General features: G+C 74.4%; 11 protein-coding genes. 8 read left to right on the top strand and 3 right to left on the bottom strand.

All coding sequences use genetic code 11. The features are described from left to right. Positions 1-7: 7 nt before the first annotated feature. Positions 8-1522, top strand: coding sequence for an alpha-amylase (locus tag NXY84_RS13860; protein ID WP_258723664.1), 1515 nt, complete (start codon positions 8-10; stop codon positions 1520-1522). A gap of 69 nt (positions 1523-1591) precedes the next feature. Here NXY84_RS13860 and NXY84_RS13855 read toward each other — a convergent pair whose 3' ends face one another. Together NXY84_RS13855 and NXY84_RS13850 are read right to left on the bottom strand one after the other, a co-directional pair. Further along, positions 1592-3334, bottom strand: coding sequence for a glycoside hydrolase family 13 protein (locus NXY84_RS13855; protein ID WP_396126229.1), 1743 nt, complete (start codon positions 3332-3334; stop codon positions 1592-1594). A gap of 124 nt (positions 3335-3458) precedes the next feature. Continuing rightward, positions 3459-4475 carry a LacI family DNA-binding transcriptional regulator gene (locus tag NXY84_RS13850; protein WP_396126228.1) on the bottom strand — a complete coding sequence of 339 codons (1017 nt, stop codon included), beginning with the start codon at positions 4473-4475 and terminating at the stop codon, positions 3459-3461. Between the two features lie 225 nt (positions 4476-4700). On the opposite strand from NXY84_RS13850, the gene NXY84_RS13845 reads away from it, so the two are divergent. From NXY84_RS13845 to dnaG, 6 genes are all read left to right on the top strand, one after another. Beyond that, entirely contained in the window at positions 4701-5933 is a 1233-nt protein-coding gene (locus NXY84_RS13845; RefSeq protein ID WP_258723663.1) for a sugar ABC transporter substrate-binding protein, read from the top strand. 140 nt (positions 5934-6073) lie between these two features. Beyond that, positions 6074-7693: an ABC transporter permease subunit gene (locus NXY84_RS13840; RefSeq protein ID WP_258723661.1), complete on the top strand. Its 1620-nt coding sequence runs from the start codon at positions 6074-6076 to the stop codon at positions 7691-7693. Further along, positions 7693-8574 carry a sugar ABC transporter permease gene (locus tag NXY84_RS13835; RefSeq protein ID WP_258723660.1) on the top strand — a complete coding sequence of 294 codons (882 nt, stop codon included), beginning with the start codon at positions 7693-7695 and terminating at the stop codon, positions 8572-8574. The genes NXY84_RS13840 and NXY84_RS13835 overlap by 1 nt, the downstream gene beginning before the upstream one ends. Next, on the top strand, positions 8571-10448 hold the full coding sequence (locus NXY84_RS13830; RefSeq protein ID WP_258723659.1) for a glycoside hydrolase family 13 protein: 1878 nt from the start codon (positions 8571-8573) through the stop codon (positions 10446-10448). The genes NXY84_RS13835 and NXY84_RS13830 overlap by 4 nt, the downstream gene beginning before the upstream one ends. A gap of 32 nt (positions 10449-10480) precedes the next feature. Continuing rightward, positions 10481-11755: a deoxyguanosinetriphosphate triphosphohydrolase gene (locus NXY84_RS13825; RefSeq protein WP_258723658.1), complete on the top strand. Its 1275-nt coding sequence runs from the start codon at positions 10481-10483 to the stop codon at positions 11753-11755. An 89-nt stretch (positions 11756-11844) separates the two neighbouring features. Then, on the top strand, positions 11845-14142 hold the full coding sequence (gene dnaG / locus NXY84_RS13820) for a DNA primase (RefSeq protein WP_258723657.1): 2298 nt from the start codon (positions 11845-11847) through the stop codon (positions 14140-14142). 69 nt (positions 14143-14211) lie between these two features. Here dnaG and NXY84_RS13815 read toward each other — a convergent pair whose 3' ends face one another. Beyond that, complete coding sequence (locus NXY84_RS13815) at positions 14212-15009, bottom strand: transglutaminase-like domain-containing protein (RefSeq protein WP_258723656.1); 798 nt, start codon at positions 15007-15009, stop codon at positions 14212-14214. A 149-nt stretch (positions 15010-15158) separates the two neighbouring features. Here NXY84_RS13815 and NXY84_RS13810 point away from each other — a divergent pair, with 149 nt between their 5' ends. Next, complete coding sequence (locus tag NXY84_RS13810) at positions 15159-16169, top strand: LLM class flavin-dependent oxidoreductase (RefSeq protein ID WP_258723655.1); 1011 nt, start codon at positions 15159-15161, stop codon at positions 16167-16169. Positions 16170-16207 lie beyond the last annotated feature (38 nt).

Raw genomic sequence — 16207 nt, 5'->3', positions numbered from 1 at the left:
GAGCCCCGTGCAGCGCAGCACCCGACCCACCCGAGGGCGGCGCCGACGCGCGGCCGCCGTGCTCCTCGCCCTCGGGCTCGCCGCCGGGGCCGCCGCGTGCACGCCTGCGGAGGACGACGCCCTCGAGCCCGCCGGCGCACGCGACGTCGGCGTGCAGCTCTTCCAGTGGACCTGGGACGCGATCGCGCGCGAGTGCACCGACCGCCTCGGACCCGCCGGCTACGGCTGGGTGCTCACGTCGCCGCCGCAGGAGCACGTCCGCGGCGACGCGTGGTGGACCGCCTACCAGCCCGTGTCCTACCTGCTCGAGTCGCGGCTCGGCACGCGCGCGGAGCTGGCCGCGATGGTCGAGACCTGCCACGAGGCGGGCGTCGACGTCGTGGTCGACGCGGTCGTCAACCACATGACCGGTCAGGACGAGCCCGGGACCGGCTGGGCCGGGTCGGCGTACTCCCACTACGACTACCCGGGCACCTGGTCCGACGCCGCCGGGGACTTCCACCACTGCGGCGTCCCGCCCGCCGACGACATCGCCGACTACCGCGACGCCTACGAGGTCCAGCACTGCGAGCTCGTGAACCTCGCGGACCTCGCCACCGGGCGCCCCGCGGTGCAGGACCGCCTCGTCGCCTACCTCGAGGACGTGCTGAGCCTCGGCGTCGACGGCTTCCGCATCGACGCCGCGAAGCACGTGCCGGCCGAGGACGTCGCCGCGCTCGTCGAGCGGCTGCCCGAGGGCACGCGCATCGTCTCCGAGGTGATCCGCGGCGGTGGCGAGCCCGTGGTGCCCGAGCAGTACTCCGGGTCCGGGGACGTGCTCGAGTTCGCCTGGGGCCGTGAGGTCACCGGGATGATCCGCGGCGGCTCGCTGCGCCTGGTCACCGAGCTCGGCTCGGGGTCGTCGTACCTGCCGTCCGAGAAGGCGTGGATCTTCGTCGAGAACCACGACACCGAGCGGGGCGGCAGCACGCTGGGCTACGCGGACGGCGCCGAGCACGTGCTCGCGAACGTGCTCATGCTCGCGACGGGGTACGGACGCCCGGTCGTGTACTCGGGCTACGCGTTCAGCGACCGCGACGCCGGGCCGGAGCAGGACCCCGGCGGTGCGGTGCTCGACGCCGCGTGCCCCGACGACGCGGGTGGCGACCGGGCGTACGCGGACGGCGAGTGGGTGTGCCAGCACCGGTGGCGCGCGGTCGAGGGCATGGTCGGTTGGCGCTCCGCGGTCGGGGACGACCCGGTCGGGGCACGGTGGGAGGACGGCGACGCGATCGCGCTCAGCCGCGGTGAGCGGGGGACCGTCGTCGTCAACGGCGGCGACGCGACCCTCGAGGCGCGCGTGCCGACGACGCTGCCGGACGGCGCGTACTGCGACGTGCTCGCGGGCCCGACGGTCGCGGCGGGCGCGGACGCGCCGCGGTGCACGGGAGAACCGGTGCGGGTCGAGGAGGGCGAGGCCGTCGTACGCGTGCCCGCCGGGAGCGCGGTGGCGCTGCACGTCGGGGCGCGCGCGCAGGGCTGAGCCCGCGCACGAGAACGGCGCCGGTCCCGGGCGAACCTCGGGGCCGGCGCCGTCGTCGCGCAGGAGCGGTCAGGCCAGGCGGGCCCACACGGTCGTGTCGGCCGGGACGACGACACGCCCGTCCTCGGCCGCGAGCTCCCCGCTCGCGAGCAGCACCTCGGCGCCCTCGGGCAGCGCGACCGGCGCGCCGCCGAAGACCGTCAGCACGAGCACGTCGCGGTTGAGGAACGCGAGCACCTCGCCGCCGAGCACGTCGGGGGCGTCGACCCACGCGAGCGAGCCCGAGCCGAGGCCCTGCTCGCGGCGGACGCGCAGCGCGGCCCGGTAGGTCTCGTACGTCGAGCCCTCGACGCCCTGCTGCGCGTCGAGCGCGAAGCGCGTCCACGACTCCGGCTGGGGGAGCCAGGTCGCGCCGGTCGGCGAGAAGCCGAGCCCGGGCTCGCCGGCCGACCAGGGGAGCGGCACGCGGCAGCCGTCACGGCCGCGCTCGGTGTGGCCCGAGCGCCACCAGGCCGGGTCCTGGCGCAGGTCGTCGTCGAGCGACGTGTGCTCGGGCAGCCCGAGCTCCTCGCCCTGGTACAGGTACGCCGAGCCGGGGAGCCCGAGCATGAGCAGCGACGCGGCGCGGGCGCGGCGCAGGCCGAGCTCCTCGTCGGGCTGCTCGTCGCCGACGCCGATCCCGTTGGGGCGCGCGCCGGGCGTGCTCAGGCCGAGCCGCGACGCGTGGCGCACGACGTCGTGGTTGGAGAGCACCCAGGTCGTGGGCGCGCCGACGCCGTCGCTCGCGACGAGCGAGGCCGTGACCACGGAGCGCAGCGCGGCGGCGTCCCACGGGGTCGTGAGGAAAGAGAAGTTGAACGCCTGGTGCATCTCGTCGGGGCGGACGTAGCGCGCGAGGCGGGTCAGCGGCTCGACCCACGCCTCGGCGACGAGCGCACGGTCACCGTCGTACTCGGCGAGGATGCGGTGCCACGCGCGGTAGATGTCGTGGACCCCCTCCTGGTCGAACATCGGGCCCTGGTTGCCGGCGCCCGTCGAGCCGTCGTCGGCCGGGCTCGCGCCGTCGACCATCGTGACCTCGCCGTCCCAGTCGGGCAGCCCCGGGGCCTTGACCATGCCGTGCGCGACGTCGATGCGGAAGCCGTCGACGCCCCGGTCGAGCCAGAACCGCAGGACGTCCTCGAACTCGCTGCGGACCTCGGGGTGCTCCCAGTTCAGGTCCGGCTGGCGGGTGTCGAACATGTGCAGGTACCACTGGGCGGGCGTGCCGTCGGCGTCGGTCGTGCGGGTCCACGCGGGGCCGCCGAAGATCGACTGCCAGTTGTTCGGCGGCTCGTCGCCGTCGACCCCCCGGCCCTCGCGGAACAGGTAGCGCTCGCGCTCGGCGCTGCCCGGGCCGGCGGCCAGGGCGGCCTGGAACCAGACGTGCTCGTCCGAGGTGTGGTTCGGCACGAGGTCGACGATCACCCGCATGCCGAGGCCGTGCGCGCGCTCGAGCAGCACGTCGAAGTCGGCGAGCGTGCCGAACAGCGGGTCGACGTCGCGGTAGTCGGCCACGTCGTAGCCCGCGTCGGCCTGCGGGGAGCGGTAGAACGGCGAGAGCCAGACGGCGTCGACCCCGAGGGTCGCCAGGTGCTCGAGCCGCGAGGTGATGCCGGGCAGGTCGCCGATGCCGTCGCCGGAGCCGTCCGCGAACGAGCGCGGGTACACCTGGTAGATGACGGCGTGGCGCCACCACTCCTCGGTGGGGGAGCCCTCGGTGTGCACGAGGGTCGTGTCGAGCGTGCGGGTGCGCGGGTCTGTGGTCGTCACAGGGCTGTGCCTCGTCTCTGGCTGGGGATGGGCTGCTGCGCCCGGTGCAGGTGCGCGAGGTCGCGTCCGTGGGGACGCGCCGGCGCCGGTCGCTACCGGCGGCGCAGGGTCGTGCTGCTGAGGATCAGCGTACGGCGGGCGCTGCGCCCGTCGATGCCCGCACGATGAGCTCCGGGTGGAACAGGAGCTCGCTGCGGGGGGCCTTGGTGCCGCTGATCTCGGCGACCAGCGCGCTGACCGCCGCGTGCCCCATGGCCTGCACGGGCTGGCGCACGGTCGTGAGCGGCGGGTCGGTGAACGCGATCAGCGGGGAGTCGTCGTAGCCGACGACGGAGAGGTCCGTCGGGACGTCGAGGCCGCGCTGGCGGGCGGCCCGGATCGCGCCGAGGGCCATGAGGTCGGACCCGCAGATGATCGCGGTGTGGCCCGACTCGATGAGCTCGCCGGCCGCGGCCTGCCCGCCCTCGACCGTGAACAGGGTCGTCACGACGTGCGCGGCGGCGTCCTCCTCGCCGAGCTGGCGGCGGAGCTGCTCGGCGAACGAGACGACCTTGCGCTGTGCGGGGACGAACCGGTCGGGGCCGATGGCGAGCCCGATGCGCCGGTGCCCGAGCGAGACGAGGTGGCGCACGGACAGCTCCATCGACGACGGGTCGTCGTTGGAGATCGAGGGCGCGTCGACGCCCTCGGCGTGGCCGTTGACGAGCACGATCGGAACGCCGCGGCTGCGCAGGCGGTGGTACCGCTCCTTGCTGGCCGTCGTGTCGGCGTGCAGGCCGGAGACGAAGAGGATCCCGTCGACCTCGTGCTCGAGGAGCATCTCGACGTACTGGTCCTCGGTCGTGCCGCCCGGGGACTGCGTGCACAGCAGGGGGGTGTAGCCCCGCTCGGAGAGCATCGACTCGATGACCTGGGCGAAGGCGGGGAACACGGGGTTGGACAGCTCGGGGACGACGAGCCCGACGAGCCCCGCGGAGCGCGTGCGCAGCTTCTCGGGGCGCTCGTAGCCGAGCACGTCGAGCGCCGCGAGCACCGCCTGGCGGGTCTGGGCGGAGACCCCCTGCTTGCCGTTGAGCACGCGCGAGACCGTGGCGGTGCTGACGCCTGCCTGCTCGGCCAGGTCCATCAGTCGCGTGCGCACGTGGGGCAGCGTAAGGGACACGGGACCTCCTCGTCCGGATGTGGGGCACGTGGGCACAGTCCGGTGCTGGGGCCCTGGAGGAACGGTGGTGTGAAAGCGTTGCCTGAAAGTTACCGTAACGAGTTGCAAGAACGAAGACAAGCGGGTTAGCGTCCGTCACACCAGGCCGGCGTCGGCGGGACACCCCCGACGGAGGCAGCCCCACAGATCCTTGGAGACACGAAGATGCGACGGAGCATCCCCCTCGTTGCGGCGGCCCTCGGCGTGACGCTCACGCTCTCGGCCTGCAGCGGCTCGTCGGACGAGCCCACCGGCGACGCGAGCTCGGCGGCCCCCGAGCTCACCGGAACCCTCACGGTCTGGGTCGACGAGACCCGCATCGACTCGTTCAAGCCGGTCGCCGAGTCCTACCAGGAGGAGACGGGCGTCCAGCTCGACCTCGTGCAGAAGGCCTCGGGCGACATCCGCACCGACTTCGTGACCCAGGTCCCCACCGGCGAGGGCCCCGACGTCGTCATCGGCGCGCACGACTGGACCGGCGAGTTCGTCAACAACGGCGTCGTCGCCCCCGTCGAGCTCGGCGACAAGGCCGGCGACTTCGCCGAGTCCGCGATCACCGCGTTCGCCTACGACGGCAAGCAGTACGGCGTGCCGTACGCGATCGAGAACATCGCGCTCGTGCGCAACGACGCGCTCCTCACCGAGACGCCCGCGACGTTCGACGAGCTCGTCGCGCAGGGCAGGACGGCCGGCACGCCGTTCCCCGTCGTCATCCAGCAGGGCGACCAGGGCGACGCGTACCACCTGTACCCGCTGCAGACGTCGTTCGGCGCCCCCGTCTTCGCGCAGGCGGCCGACGGCTCCTACACCCCCGAGCTCGCGCTCGGCGGCGAGGCCGGCACCGCGTTCGCCGCGTACCTCGCCAAGCTCGGCGCCGAGAAGGTCCTCGACCCGGCGGTCGACGGCGACAAGGCCAAGCAGGCGTTCCTCGACGGCCAGACCCCGTACATCGTGACGGGCCCCTGGTACGCCGAGGCGTTCGTCGAGGCCGGCATGGACATCACCGTGCTCCCCGTCCCCAGCGCGGGCGGCGAGGAGGCCAAGCCGTTCGTCGGCGTCCAGGGCGCGTTCATCAGCGCCAAGACCGAGAACTCGGTCCTCGCGAACGACTTCGTCACGAACTACCTCACGACCGAGGAGATCCAGGACGAGCTGTACGCGACCGGCGGCCGCGTCCCGGCGCTGACCGCCTCGGCCGACAAGATCGACGACGAGGTCCTCGCGGGCTTCAACGAGGCCGGCGCGACCGGCGCCCCGATGCCGTCGCTGCCCGAGATGGGCTCGGTCTGGAGCTTCTGGGGCACGACCGAGGTCCAGCTCATCGGCGGCCAGGCGACCGACCCGGCCGGCGCGTGGACCGCGATGGTCACCAACATCCAGGGCGCGATCGACGGCTGACCTCGCGGGCGCACAGACCCGAGGTCAGCACACCCGAGGGGGTTCCGGCGGCGCACGCCGGGACCCCCTCGGCCCAGGACCACCCCCGCACCCGGCCGCCCGCGGTGACGGGGCGCGCAGGATCGCGCGATGGAGGACGCATGAGCACCCAGCAGACGGAGCCCGCGACGGCCGGGCCCGAACCCCGGACCCCGGCTCCCGAGCCCCGCCGCAGGTCGGTCACCTCGCACGCCCGTGACATCAAGCCGGGCTTCGTCGTCAAGCTCGTGCTGGTCGCCCTCGTCGACGCGCTCGGGCTCTACGGCATCCTCGCCGCGGCCGCCGTCCAGTCGTGGGGCATCGTCGTGTTCCTGGTCCTCGCGCTCGTCGCGGTGAACTGGGTCTACTTCTCGCGGCGGATGCTGCCCGGCAAGTACCTGGTGCCGGGCCTGCTGTTCCTGCTCGTCTACCAGCTCTTCGTCATGGCCTACACGGGGTACGTGTCGTTCACGAACTACGGCGACGGCCACAACTCGACCAAGGCCGACGCGATCAGCGCCATCCAGGTGCAGACCGAGCGCCGCGTCGAGGGCTCGCCGACCTACCCCGTCACGGTGCTCTCGCGCGGCGAGGAGCTGGGGCTCGGGATCGTCGACGAGGACGGTGACGTCCGCGTCGGGACCCCCGAGCAGCCGCTCGAGACCGTCGACGGCGCGCAGGCCGACGGCGACCGCATCACGGACGTCGAGGGCTTCGAGGTCCTGGGGCTCGCGCAGATCGCGCAGCGGCAGGGCGAGATCACCGAGCTGCGCGTGCCGGTGTCCGACGACGCGTCGGAGGGCAGCCTGCGCACGCAGGACGGCTCGACGGGGTACGTGTACACGCCGAGCGTCGCGTACGACGAGGCGGCCGACACGTTCACGGACCTCGAGACCGGGACCGTGTACACCCCGTCGCGCTACGGCACGTTCACCGCGGAGGACGGCTCACGCCTGACCCCCGGCTGGCGGGTGGGCGTCGGGTTCGAGAACTACACCGCGATGTTCAGCGACTCGCGCCTGTCCGGGCCGTTCTTCACGATCCTCGCGTGGACGTTCGCGTTCGCGATCCTCTCGGTCGTCACGACCTTCGGGCTCGGGCTGTTCCTCGCGATCGTGTTCAACGACCCGCGGGTGCGCGGTCGCCGGTTCTACCGCTCGCTGCTGATCCTGCCGTACGCGTTCCCGGGCTTCCTCGCGGCGCTCGTGTGGCGCGGGATGCTCAACCCGCGGTTCGGGTTCATCAACGAGGTGCTGCTGGGCGGCGCCGACGTCCCCTGGCTCACCGACCCGTGGCTCGCGAAGCTCTCGATCCTGCTGGTCAACCTCTGGCTCGGCTTCCCGTACATGTTCCTCGTCTGCACGGGCGCGCTGCAGGCCATCCCGTCCGACGTGATCGAGTCGGCGCGCATGGACGGCGCCGGCGCGTTCCGGGTGTTCCGCTCGATGACGCTGCCGCTGCTGATGATCTCGGTCGCCCCGCTGCTGATCTCGAGCTTCGCGTTCAACTTCAACAACTTCACGCTGATCTACATGCTCACGGGCGGCGGGCCGAACTTCGAGAGCTCACCGGTCCTCGTCGGGCACACCGACATCCTCATCTCGATGGTCTACGCCGTGGCCTTCGAGAGCGGGGTCAAGCAGTACGGCCTCGCGAGCGCGGTGTCGATCCTGATCTTCGTCATCGTCGGCGCGATCTCCTACGCCGCGTTCCGGCGCACCAAGACCCTCGAGGAGCTGTGATGGCCCGCGCGTCCGTCGAACTGCACGCGCCCGTGACGGGCGTCCGGTGGTGGCGCGAGGTCGGCTGGCGCCACGTCGTCGGCGTCGTGATGGTCGTCGTGTGCGTGACCCCGCTGCTGTACGTGGTGTCCGCGTCGCTCAACGCCGGCGGCACGCTCACGGGCTCGAACAAGCTCTTCAGCGACGTCAGCGGCGCCAACTACGCCGAGCTGGCGCGCACGGACTTCCCGCTGTGGGCCGTCAACTCGCTCGTCGTGTGCACGGCCACGGCACTCGGGACCGTGCTCATGGGAGCAGCGGCGGCGTACGCGTTCTCCCGTTTCCGGTTCCAGGGCCGGCGTGCGTCGCTCACGGCGCTCCTGCTGGTCCAGATGTTCCCGCAGATGCTGGCCTTCGTCGCGATCTTCCTGCTGCTGCTCACGCTCGGCGACGTGTTCCCCGCGCTGGGCCTCAACAGCCGGCTCGCGCTCATCGCGGTGTACCTCGGCGGCGCGCTCGGCGTGAACGCGTTCCTCATGTACGGGTTCTTCAACACGATCCCGCGCGAGCTCGACGAGGCCGCGAAGATCGACGGCGCGAGCCACGCGCAGATCTTCTTCACGATCATCCTGCGGCTCGTCTCGCCGATCCTCGCGGTCGTCGGCCTGCTGTCGTTCGTCTCGGCGTTCGGCGAGTTCATCCTCGCGAAGATCGTGCTGAGCCGCGTCGAGAACTACACGCTCGCCGTCGGGCTGTACGTGTGGGCGTCCGACGAGCGCAACGCGCCGTGGGGCCTGTTCGCCGCGGCGGCCGTGCTCGCGGCGATCCCGGTGCTCCTGCTGTTCCAGTTCCTGCAGCGCTACATCGTCTCGGGCCTGACCGCCGGTTCGGTGAAGGGGTGACGACGCTCGACGCCGCGACCCGCGTGCGCCACCTGCTCGACGAGCCGCACCACGACGGCTCGGAGGTGTACGTCCCGGCCGGCACCCCAGCGCTGGGCGACGTCGTGCCCGTCCGGTTCCGCGTCCCGGCGTCGGGCACCGAGCGGGCGGTCTGGGTGCGCACGGTGCGCGACGGCGAGCCGCGCGTCGAGCCCGCGCGCCTCGACCGGGCCGACGCGCACGAGCGCTGGTACGTCGCGGACGTCCCGGTGCACAACCCGGTCACGGGCTACCGCGCGCTGCTCGACGAGCCCGGCGGCTACCGGTGGCTCAACGGGCGCGGCGTGCACGCGCGCGAGGTCCCGGACGTCGCCGACTTCCGGCTCACCGTGCACGCGCCCGCGCCGGCGTGGCTCTCGTCGGCCGTCGTCTACCAGGTGTTCCCCGACCGCTTCGCGCGCGCCGGCTCGCACGACGGGCTCCCCGAGGGCGAGCTGCCCGACTGGGCCGTGCCGGCGCGCTGGGACGACGAGCCGATCCCGGCCGGACCGGGCGTCTCGCAGCAGCTCTTCGGCGGGCACCTCGCGGGCGTCGAGGCCCACCTCGACCACCTCGAGCGGCTGGGCGTCGACACGCTGTACCTCACCCCGATCTTCCCGAGCCGGTCCAACCACCGGTACGACGCGCGCACGTTCGACCATGTCGACCCGCTGCTCGGCGGCGACGCCGCGTTCGCGTCGCTGTCCGCCGCGGTGCACGCCCGGGGCCTGCGGCTCGTCGGGGACCTCACGACGAACCACACGGGCGCCGGCCACGAGTGGTTCGAGCGCGCGTGCGCCGACCGCACGAGCGAGGAGGCGTCGTTCTACTACTGGACGGACGCCGCGCCGGGCTACGTCGGGTGGCTCGAGCACGCGTCGCTGCCCAAGCTCAACTACGCGGCGCGCCCGCTCGCGCAGCGCATGGTCGACGGGCCCGAGTCCGTCATCGCCCGCTGGCTGCGCGCGCCCTACGCGCTCGACGGCTGGCGCATCGACGTCGCCAACATGACCGGGCGCTACGCGAGCGAGGACCGCACGCACGAGCTCGCCCGCACGATCCGGCGCACGATGCAGGCGGTCAACCCGGACTCGGTGCTCGTGAGCGAGCACTTCCACGACGCCGGCCCCGACCTCGCGGGCGACGGCTGGCACGCCAACATGAACTACTCGGCGTTCACGCGGCCGGTGTGGACGTGGCTCGCGGAGCCGGGCTCGGAGCTCGGCTTCCTCGGGATGCCGGTGCCGGTGCCCAGCCGCGACGGGCACGCGATGGTCCAGTCGATGCGCGAGTTCGACGCGGCCGTGCCGTGGGCCGTGACGCGGCACCAGTGGAACATGCTCGGCTCGCACGACACCGCGCGCCTGCGGACCGTCGTCGGCTCGCGCGAGCGGGTCGAGGTCGCCGCCGCGCTGCTGTTCACCTACCCGGGCACGCCCGCGATGTTCGCGGGGGACGAGGGCGGGCTGCGCGGGGTCAACGGCGAGCACGCGCGCGTGCCGATGCCGTGGGACGCGATCGCCGCGGGCGACGCGTCGCGGTGGGACGCGGCGACGTTCGAGGTGTACCGCGCGCTGATCGCGGTGCGGCGGGGGAGCCGTGCGCTGCGGGAGGGCGGCCTGCGCTGGGCCGTCGTCGGGCCCGACGCGGTGGCGTTCCTGCGCGAGACGGCCGACGAGCGCGTGCTCGTGCTCGCCGCCCGCGCGCCGTGGTCCGGCGCCGACCTCCCGCGCTACCTGCTCGCGCCCGGCCACGACGCCGAGAACCTCTACGGCGGCGCGGCCCTCGACGTGACGCCGGACGCGCTCCGGCTGCCCGGCGACGGCCCCGGGTTCCAGGTGTGGAGGCTCGCCTGACCCGCCCGCGAGCCGCGAACTAGGGTGTGCGCGTGAGCGCGCAGACCCGGACCGACGGCTACACCGAGGTCGACCGCGCCCGCTGGGTGACCGAGGCGCCGAAGTCGCGCGCCCGGACCCCGTTCGAGCGCGACCGGGCCCGGCTCGTGCACTCCTCGGCGCTGCGCCGGCTCGGCGCCAAGACCCAGGTGCTCGGCCCGGCGTCCGACGACTTCGTGCGCACCCGCCTGACGCACACGCTCGAGGTCGCGCAGGTCGGCCGCGAGATCGGCAAGGCGCTCGGCTGCGACCCCGACGTCGTCGACACCGCGTGCCTCGCGCACGACCTCGGCCACCCGCCGTTCGGGCACAACGGCGAGCGCGCGCTCGCCGAGCTCGCCCGGGGCATCGGCGGCTTCGAGGGCAACGCCCAGACCCTGCGGCTGCTGACCCGGCTGGAGCCGAAGGTCGTCGGGCCGGACGGCACCGCGGTCGGGCTCAACCTCACGCGCGCGAGCCTCGACGCCTCGGTCAAGTACCCGTGGGCGTTCGGCGAAGGGCCGCTGCTGAGCGACGGCCGCCCGACGCACAAGTTCGGGGTCTACCAGGACGACCTGCCGGTCTTCGCGTGGCTGCGCGCCGACGCGCCCGAGGGCCGCAAGTGCCTCGAGGCGCAGGTCATGGACCTCGCGGACGACATCTCCTACTCGGTGCACGACGTCGAGGACGCCGTCGTGGGCGGCCGGCTCGACCTCGCCGTCCTGACCGACGACGACGAGCGGGCCCGCGTCCTGCAGGCCGTCGACGCCTGGTACGGCGACGCGATCGGGCCCGACGAGCTCGCCGCCGCGATGGACCGGCTCAACGAGGCGGACCTGTGGGCGCACGGCTTCGACGGGTCGCGCGGCGCGCTCGCGCACCTCAAGGACGCCACGAGCCAGCTCATCGGGCGGTTCGCCGGCGCCGCGCACGCCGCGACCCGCGCGCGGTACGGCCCCGGACCGCTGACCCGCTACGCGGCCGACCTCGTCGTCCCCGTCGAGACGCAGGCCGAGATCCTCGTCCTGAAGGGCCTCGCGGTCGCCTACGTCATGGCACCCCGCGAGCTCGAGCCGCTCTACCACCGCCAGCGCGAGATCCTCGTCGACCTGGTGCGCGTGCTGTCCGACCGCGCCCCGCTCGCGCTCGAGCCGCCCTTCGCCGCCGACTGGGCCGCCGCGGCCGACGACGCCGCACGCCTGCGCGTCGTCATCGACCAGGTCGCCTCGCTGACGGACGTCTCGGCGGCCGAGGTGCACGCGCGCCTCGTGCACCCGCCGCGGCACTGACGCCCGGCGCGCGCGGGCGCTGCGCGGGGACCGGGGGAGAGGGCCGCGACCCGGCCGGTCGCGCGCCGCGCCGGACCTAGGATTGCCCCGTGGCGGGACGCATCAAGCGGGAGGACGTGCAGGCGGTCCGCGAGCGTGCCCGGATCGAGGACGTCGTCGGCGAGCACGTCACGCTGAAGTCCGCGGGCGTCGGCTCGATGAAGGGTCTGTGCCCGTTCCACGACGAGCGCTCGCCGTCGTTCCACGTCCGCCCCCAGGTCGGCCTCTGGCACTGCTTCGGGTGCTCTGAGGGCGGCGACGTCATCTCCTTCGTCCAGAAGATCGACGGCCTGCCGTTCGCGGAGGCTGTCGAGTACCTGGCGGGTCGCGTCGGGATCCAGCTGCGGTACGAGGACGGCGGCGCGCCGCGTCCCGGCGAGGAGCCCGGCCGTCGCCAGCGGCTGCTCGAGGCCCACCGCGTCGCCGCGACGTACTTCTCCGAGCAGCTCGCGACGCCCGGCGCCGCGGCCGCGCGCACCTTCCTCGCCGAGCGCGGGTTCGACCGGGGCGCCGCCGAGCAGTTCGGCGTCGGGTACGCGCCGCAGGGCTGGGACGCGCTCCTGCGACACCTGCGCGGGCGCGGGTTCACCGAGGCCGAGCTGAAGGCCACGGGCCTGATGAGCGAGGGCAACCGCGGGCTCTACGACCGGTTCCGCGGGCGGCTCGTGTGGCCGATCCGCGAGGTCACGGGCGACACCGTGGGCTTCGGCGCGCGCAAGCTCTACGAGGACGACCAGGGGCCCAAGTACCTCAACACCCCCGAGACCGCGCTCTACAAGAAGTCGCAGGTCCTCTACGGGATCGACCTCGCCAAGCGGGAGATCGCGCGGAGCAAGCGCGTCGTCGTGGTCGAGGGCTACACCGACGTCATGGCGATGCACCTGTCGGGCGAGGGCACCGCGGTCGCGACGTGCGGCACCGCGTTCGGCAGCGACCACGCGCGCATCGTCCGGCGGCTCGTCGGTGACACCGGGGGGAGCGGCGGCGTCCAGCTCGCGTCCGGGGCGTCGGTCGGCGGCGAGATCATCTTCACGTTCGACGGGGACGCTGCGGGGCAGAAGGCCGCGATGCGCGCGTTCGGGGAGGACCAGACGTTCTCCGCCCAGACGTTCGTCGCGGTCGAGCCGAGCGGCATGGACCCGTGCGAGCTGCGCCAGGCGCAGGGACCCGACGCGGTGCGCGGGCTCGTCGAGGCGCGCCAGCCGCTGTTCGAGTTCGTGATCCGCACGACGCTGCGCTCGTTCGACCTCGAGCGTGCCGAGGGCCGGGTCAACGCGCTGCGCGCCGCCGTCCCGGTCGTCGCCGGGATCCGCGACCGCGGCCTGCGGCTCGAGTACGCGCGCCTGCTCGCCGGGTGGCTGGGCATGGACGAGGACACGGTGCGGCACGCCGTGGGCTCGGCGGTGCGGTCGGGGCCGACGGCGCGCCCGGGCGGGAGCGGCGGCGCACCCCGGCGCGAGGCGGACCCCCGCGGGGGCCGCGGCGACGAGCGGGGGTCCTCGCGCGACGGCGGGCGTCCGGGAGGCGTGAACGGTTCCGGTGGGCCGCGCTGGGCCGGGAACGGTGACGGCCCGCGGTGGCAGGGCGGCCAGGGCGGCGGCGCACGGCGGGACGGCGCACGCCCCGGCGGCGGCGGGCGCGACGGCGGCGGCTGGTCCGGGCGCTCCGACGGACCGCGACGGCCCGGCCAGGACCGCGACGGGCGGCCGGGCGGGCGCGGCGACCGGTTCCCGGACGACCGGTTCCGCGACGACCCCTACCGCGACGATCCCGGGCCGGCCGAGCCGTGGGACGACGGCGGGGGCGGCGACGCGGGCTCGGCGCAGGCCACGGGTGCGCGGCTCTCGCGCCCGGACCCGCGCGACCCCGTGGTCCGCACCGAGCGGACCGCGCTCGAGGTCGTGCTCCAGTACCCGCACCTGGTCCCGCCCGACTTCGACGACCTCGGCGCCGACGCCTTCAGCGTCCCGGCGTACCGGGCGGTCCACGAGGCGGTGCGCGCCGCGGGCGGGATGGCGTCCGCGCGCGAGCTCGTCGCGGCCAGCGCGAGCGGCTCGTCCGGCTCCTGGGTCGAGGCCGTGAGCGAGCAGGCGTCGTCGATGGTCGTCCCGCTCGTCACGGAGCTCGCCGTCGCCCCGCTGCCCGAGGACCGGCCGGACGCGCTCGCGTCGTACGTGCGGGACGTCGTCGGCAAGGTCGTCGAGCTGGGCGTGACGCGCGCGATCGCCGACCTCAAGGGCCGGCTCCAGCGGATGGACGCCGCGAGCGACCCCGAGGGCTACCAGCGGGTCTTCGCCGAGCTCATCGCACTCGAGAGCCGCCGCCGGATGCTACGCGAGAGCGCCTGACGCGCCGGTCCCGACCGGCGGGACGGCTGCCGGACCGGCGCGGGCGACCCCGTCCGCCCGGCGCGACGGTCAGCGCAGGACGGTCAGCTCGTGCCCGTCGTCCGTCGGCAGGTCGCCCTGGGACGTCGCCGTGACGGTGAGCGCCCGGAGGTTCACCGCACCGTGGTAGTTCGACAGGAACGCGGTGTCGGTCGCGTCGCGCCCGGTCGCGATCCGCAGCATCGTCGATCGCGGGGCCAGGCCGGTGGCGTCGACGAGCTGCCACGCCCCGTCGACGTACGCCTCGACGACCGCGTGGAAGTCCATCGGCCGGAGCCCGGGGGCGTACACCGACGCGAGCCGGGCCGGGACGTCCTTGGCGCGCAGCAGCGCGGCCGTCACGTGCGCGAAGTCCCGGCAGACCCCGCGCCGCTTGAGCAGCGTGTCGGTCGCGCCGTCGGTCGGGGAGCTGGACCCCGAGACGTACGACAGGTTCCCGCGCACCCACGTGACGACCGCGTCGAGCAGCTCGGCGCCGTCCACACCGCGGAACTGGTCGCGGGAGAACGCGAGGAGGCGGTCGGACTCGGCGTACCGGCTCGGCCGCACGTACTCGACGAGGTCGGCATCGACGACCGTGGGCGGCTCGGCCTGCCCGGCGACCGTGGCGCGGTAGTCGACGACGACCCGGCCGACGGGGGCGTGCACGCGGTGCAGCCGCGCCCCCTGGTGGGTCTTGATCTCGAGGGCGTCGAGCGGCCCGTCCTCGTGCGTGACGGTGAGGTGCTCGGTGCGGTCGTAGGCGCCGTCCGCGACGGCGACGGCGAGGTAGAGCTCGGCGGGCCCGCGCACGTCCAGGGACAGGTGCGAGGTGACGGTGCGCAGCACGGACGTGGGTCCTCTCGGGGGGTCTCGGGGGGTGTGCCGAGCGGGGATCGGGGGGCGGTGCACGTGAAGTGTGAGGCCGCGCGGACGTTTGCGCCAGTGCCCTCCGGGAGGTCGTCGCAGGGGGTGCGCGACGTGCCAGGATCAGCCGGGTGACCTCCTTCGACGACACCGCCGACGCCCCCGTGACGGCCACCCCGCGGAGCACCCGCGACGACGACCGGGCGGTCGGCGTGATGCTCCCGCGCGACCTCCCCGCGGCAGGGTTCACGCGCTTCGCGCGGCGCGCCGAGGAGCTCGGGTTCGACGAGCTGTGGGTCGTCGAGGACCTCGAGTTCCGCGGCGGGGTCGCGCAGGCCGGGGTCGCGCTCGCGGTCACGGAGCGCCTCCGCGTCGGCATCGGGATCCTGCCGGCCGCGGCCCGCAACGTCGCGTTCGCCGCGTTGGAGGTCGGCACGCTCGCCGAGCTCTTCCCCGGGCGCCTCGACGTCGGCGTCGGGCACGGGATGCCCGGCTGGATGCGCCAGGCGGGCGCGTGGCCCACGAGCCCGCTCACGCTGCTCGACGAGCACCTCACGGCGCTGCGCGCGCTGCTGCGCGGGGAGCGGCTCGACGTGCACGGGAGCCACGTCGACGTCACGGGCGTGCGCCTGTCCTCCCCGCCCCGGACCGTCCCCCGCCTGCTCGCCGGGGTGCGCGGCCCGCGCTCGCTCGCGCTCGCGGGCCGGGCCGCCGACGGCACGGTGCTCGCCGAGCCCGTCACGCCCGAGTACGTCGCCGAGGCACGCGCGCACATCGCCGCACCGGGGGAGCACCGGATCGTCGGCTACGCCGTCGCGGCGGTCGACGCCGACGCCGGTGCGGCGCGCGCGAGGGTGCGTCCCGGGCTCTCCGCGATCGGCGAGGCCGACTGGGCGCCGCACCTCGCTCCGCTGTCGTTCGCGGCCGACCTCGCGGCGCTGCGGGACGCGTGCGCGAGCGGCGGGGAGCTCGCGCAGCGGATGCCCGACGCGTGGGTCGACCAGCTCGCCGTGACCGGGACCCCGGAGCAGGCGCGGGCCCGCATCGGAGCGCTGCACGACGCGGGCGTCTCGTCGATGGTCCTGATCCCGGTCGGCCCGGACCCGTTCGCGGCGCTCGACGCCCTCGCGGCGGTGCTCTGACGCGGGGGAGTCACGGCGAGCCCACCGGCCGCCGCGAG

Origin of the sequence: Cellulomonas sp. NS3, assembly GCF_024757985.1 — a bacterium.
Taxonomy (GTDB): Bacteria; Actinomycetota; Actinomycetes; order Actinomycetales; family Cellulomonadaceae; genus Cellulomonas_A.
The sequence above is the reverse complement of the archived record's forward strand: the minus strand, read 5'-3'. Positions and strand labels throughout refer to the sequence as shown.

Coding starts and splice junctions, on each gene's coding strand:
- NXY84_RS13840 (WP_258723661.1), top strand. CDS start 6,074: ATGAGCACCCAGCAGACGGAGCCCGCGACGGCCGGGCCCGAACCCCGG.
- NXY84_RS13835 (WP_258723660.1), top strand. CDS start 7,693: ATGGCCCGCGCGTCCGTCGAACTGCACGCGCCCGTGACGGGCGTCCGG.
- NXY84_RS13845 (WP_258723663.1), top strand. CDS start 4,701: ATGCGACGGAGCATCCCCCTCGTTGCGGCGGCCCTCGGCGTGACGCTC.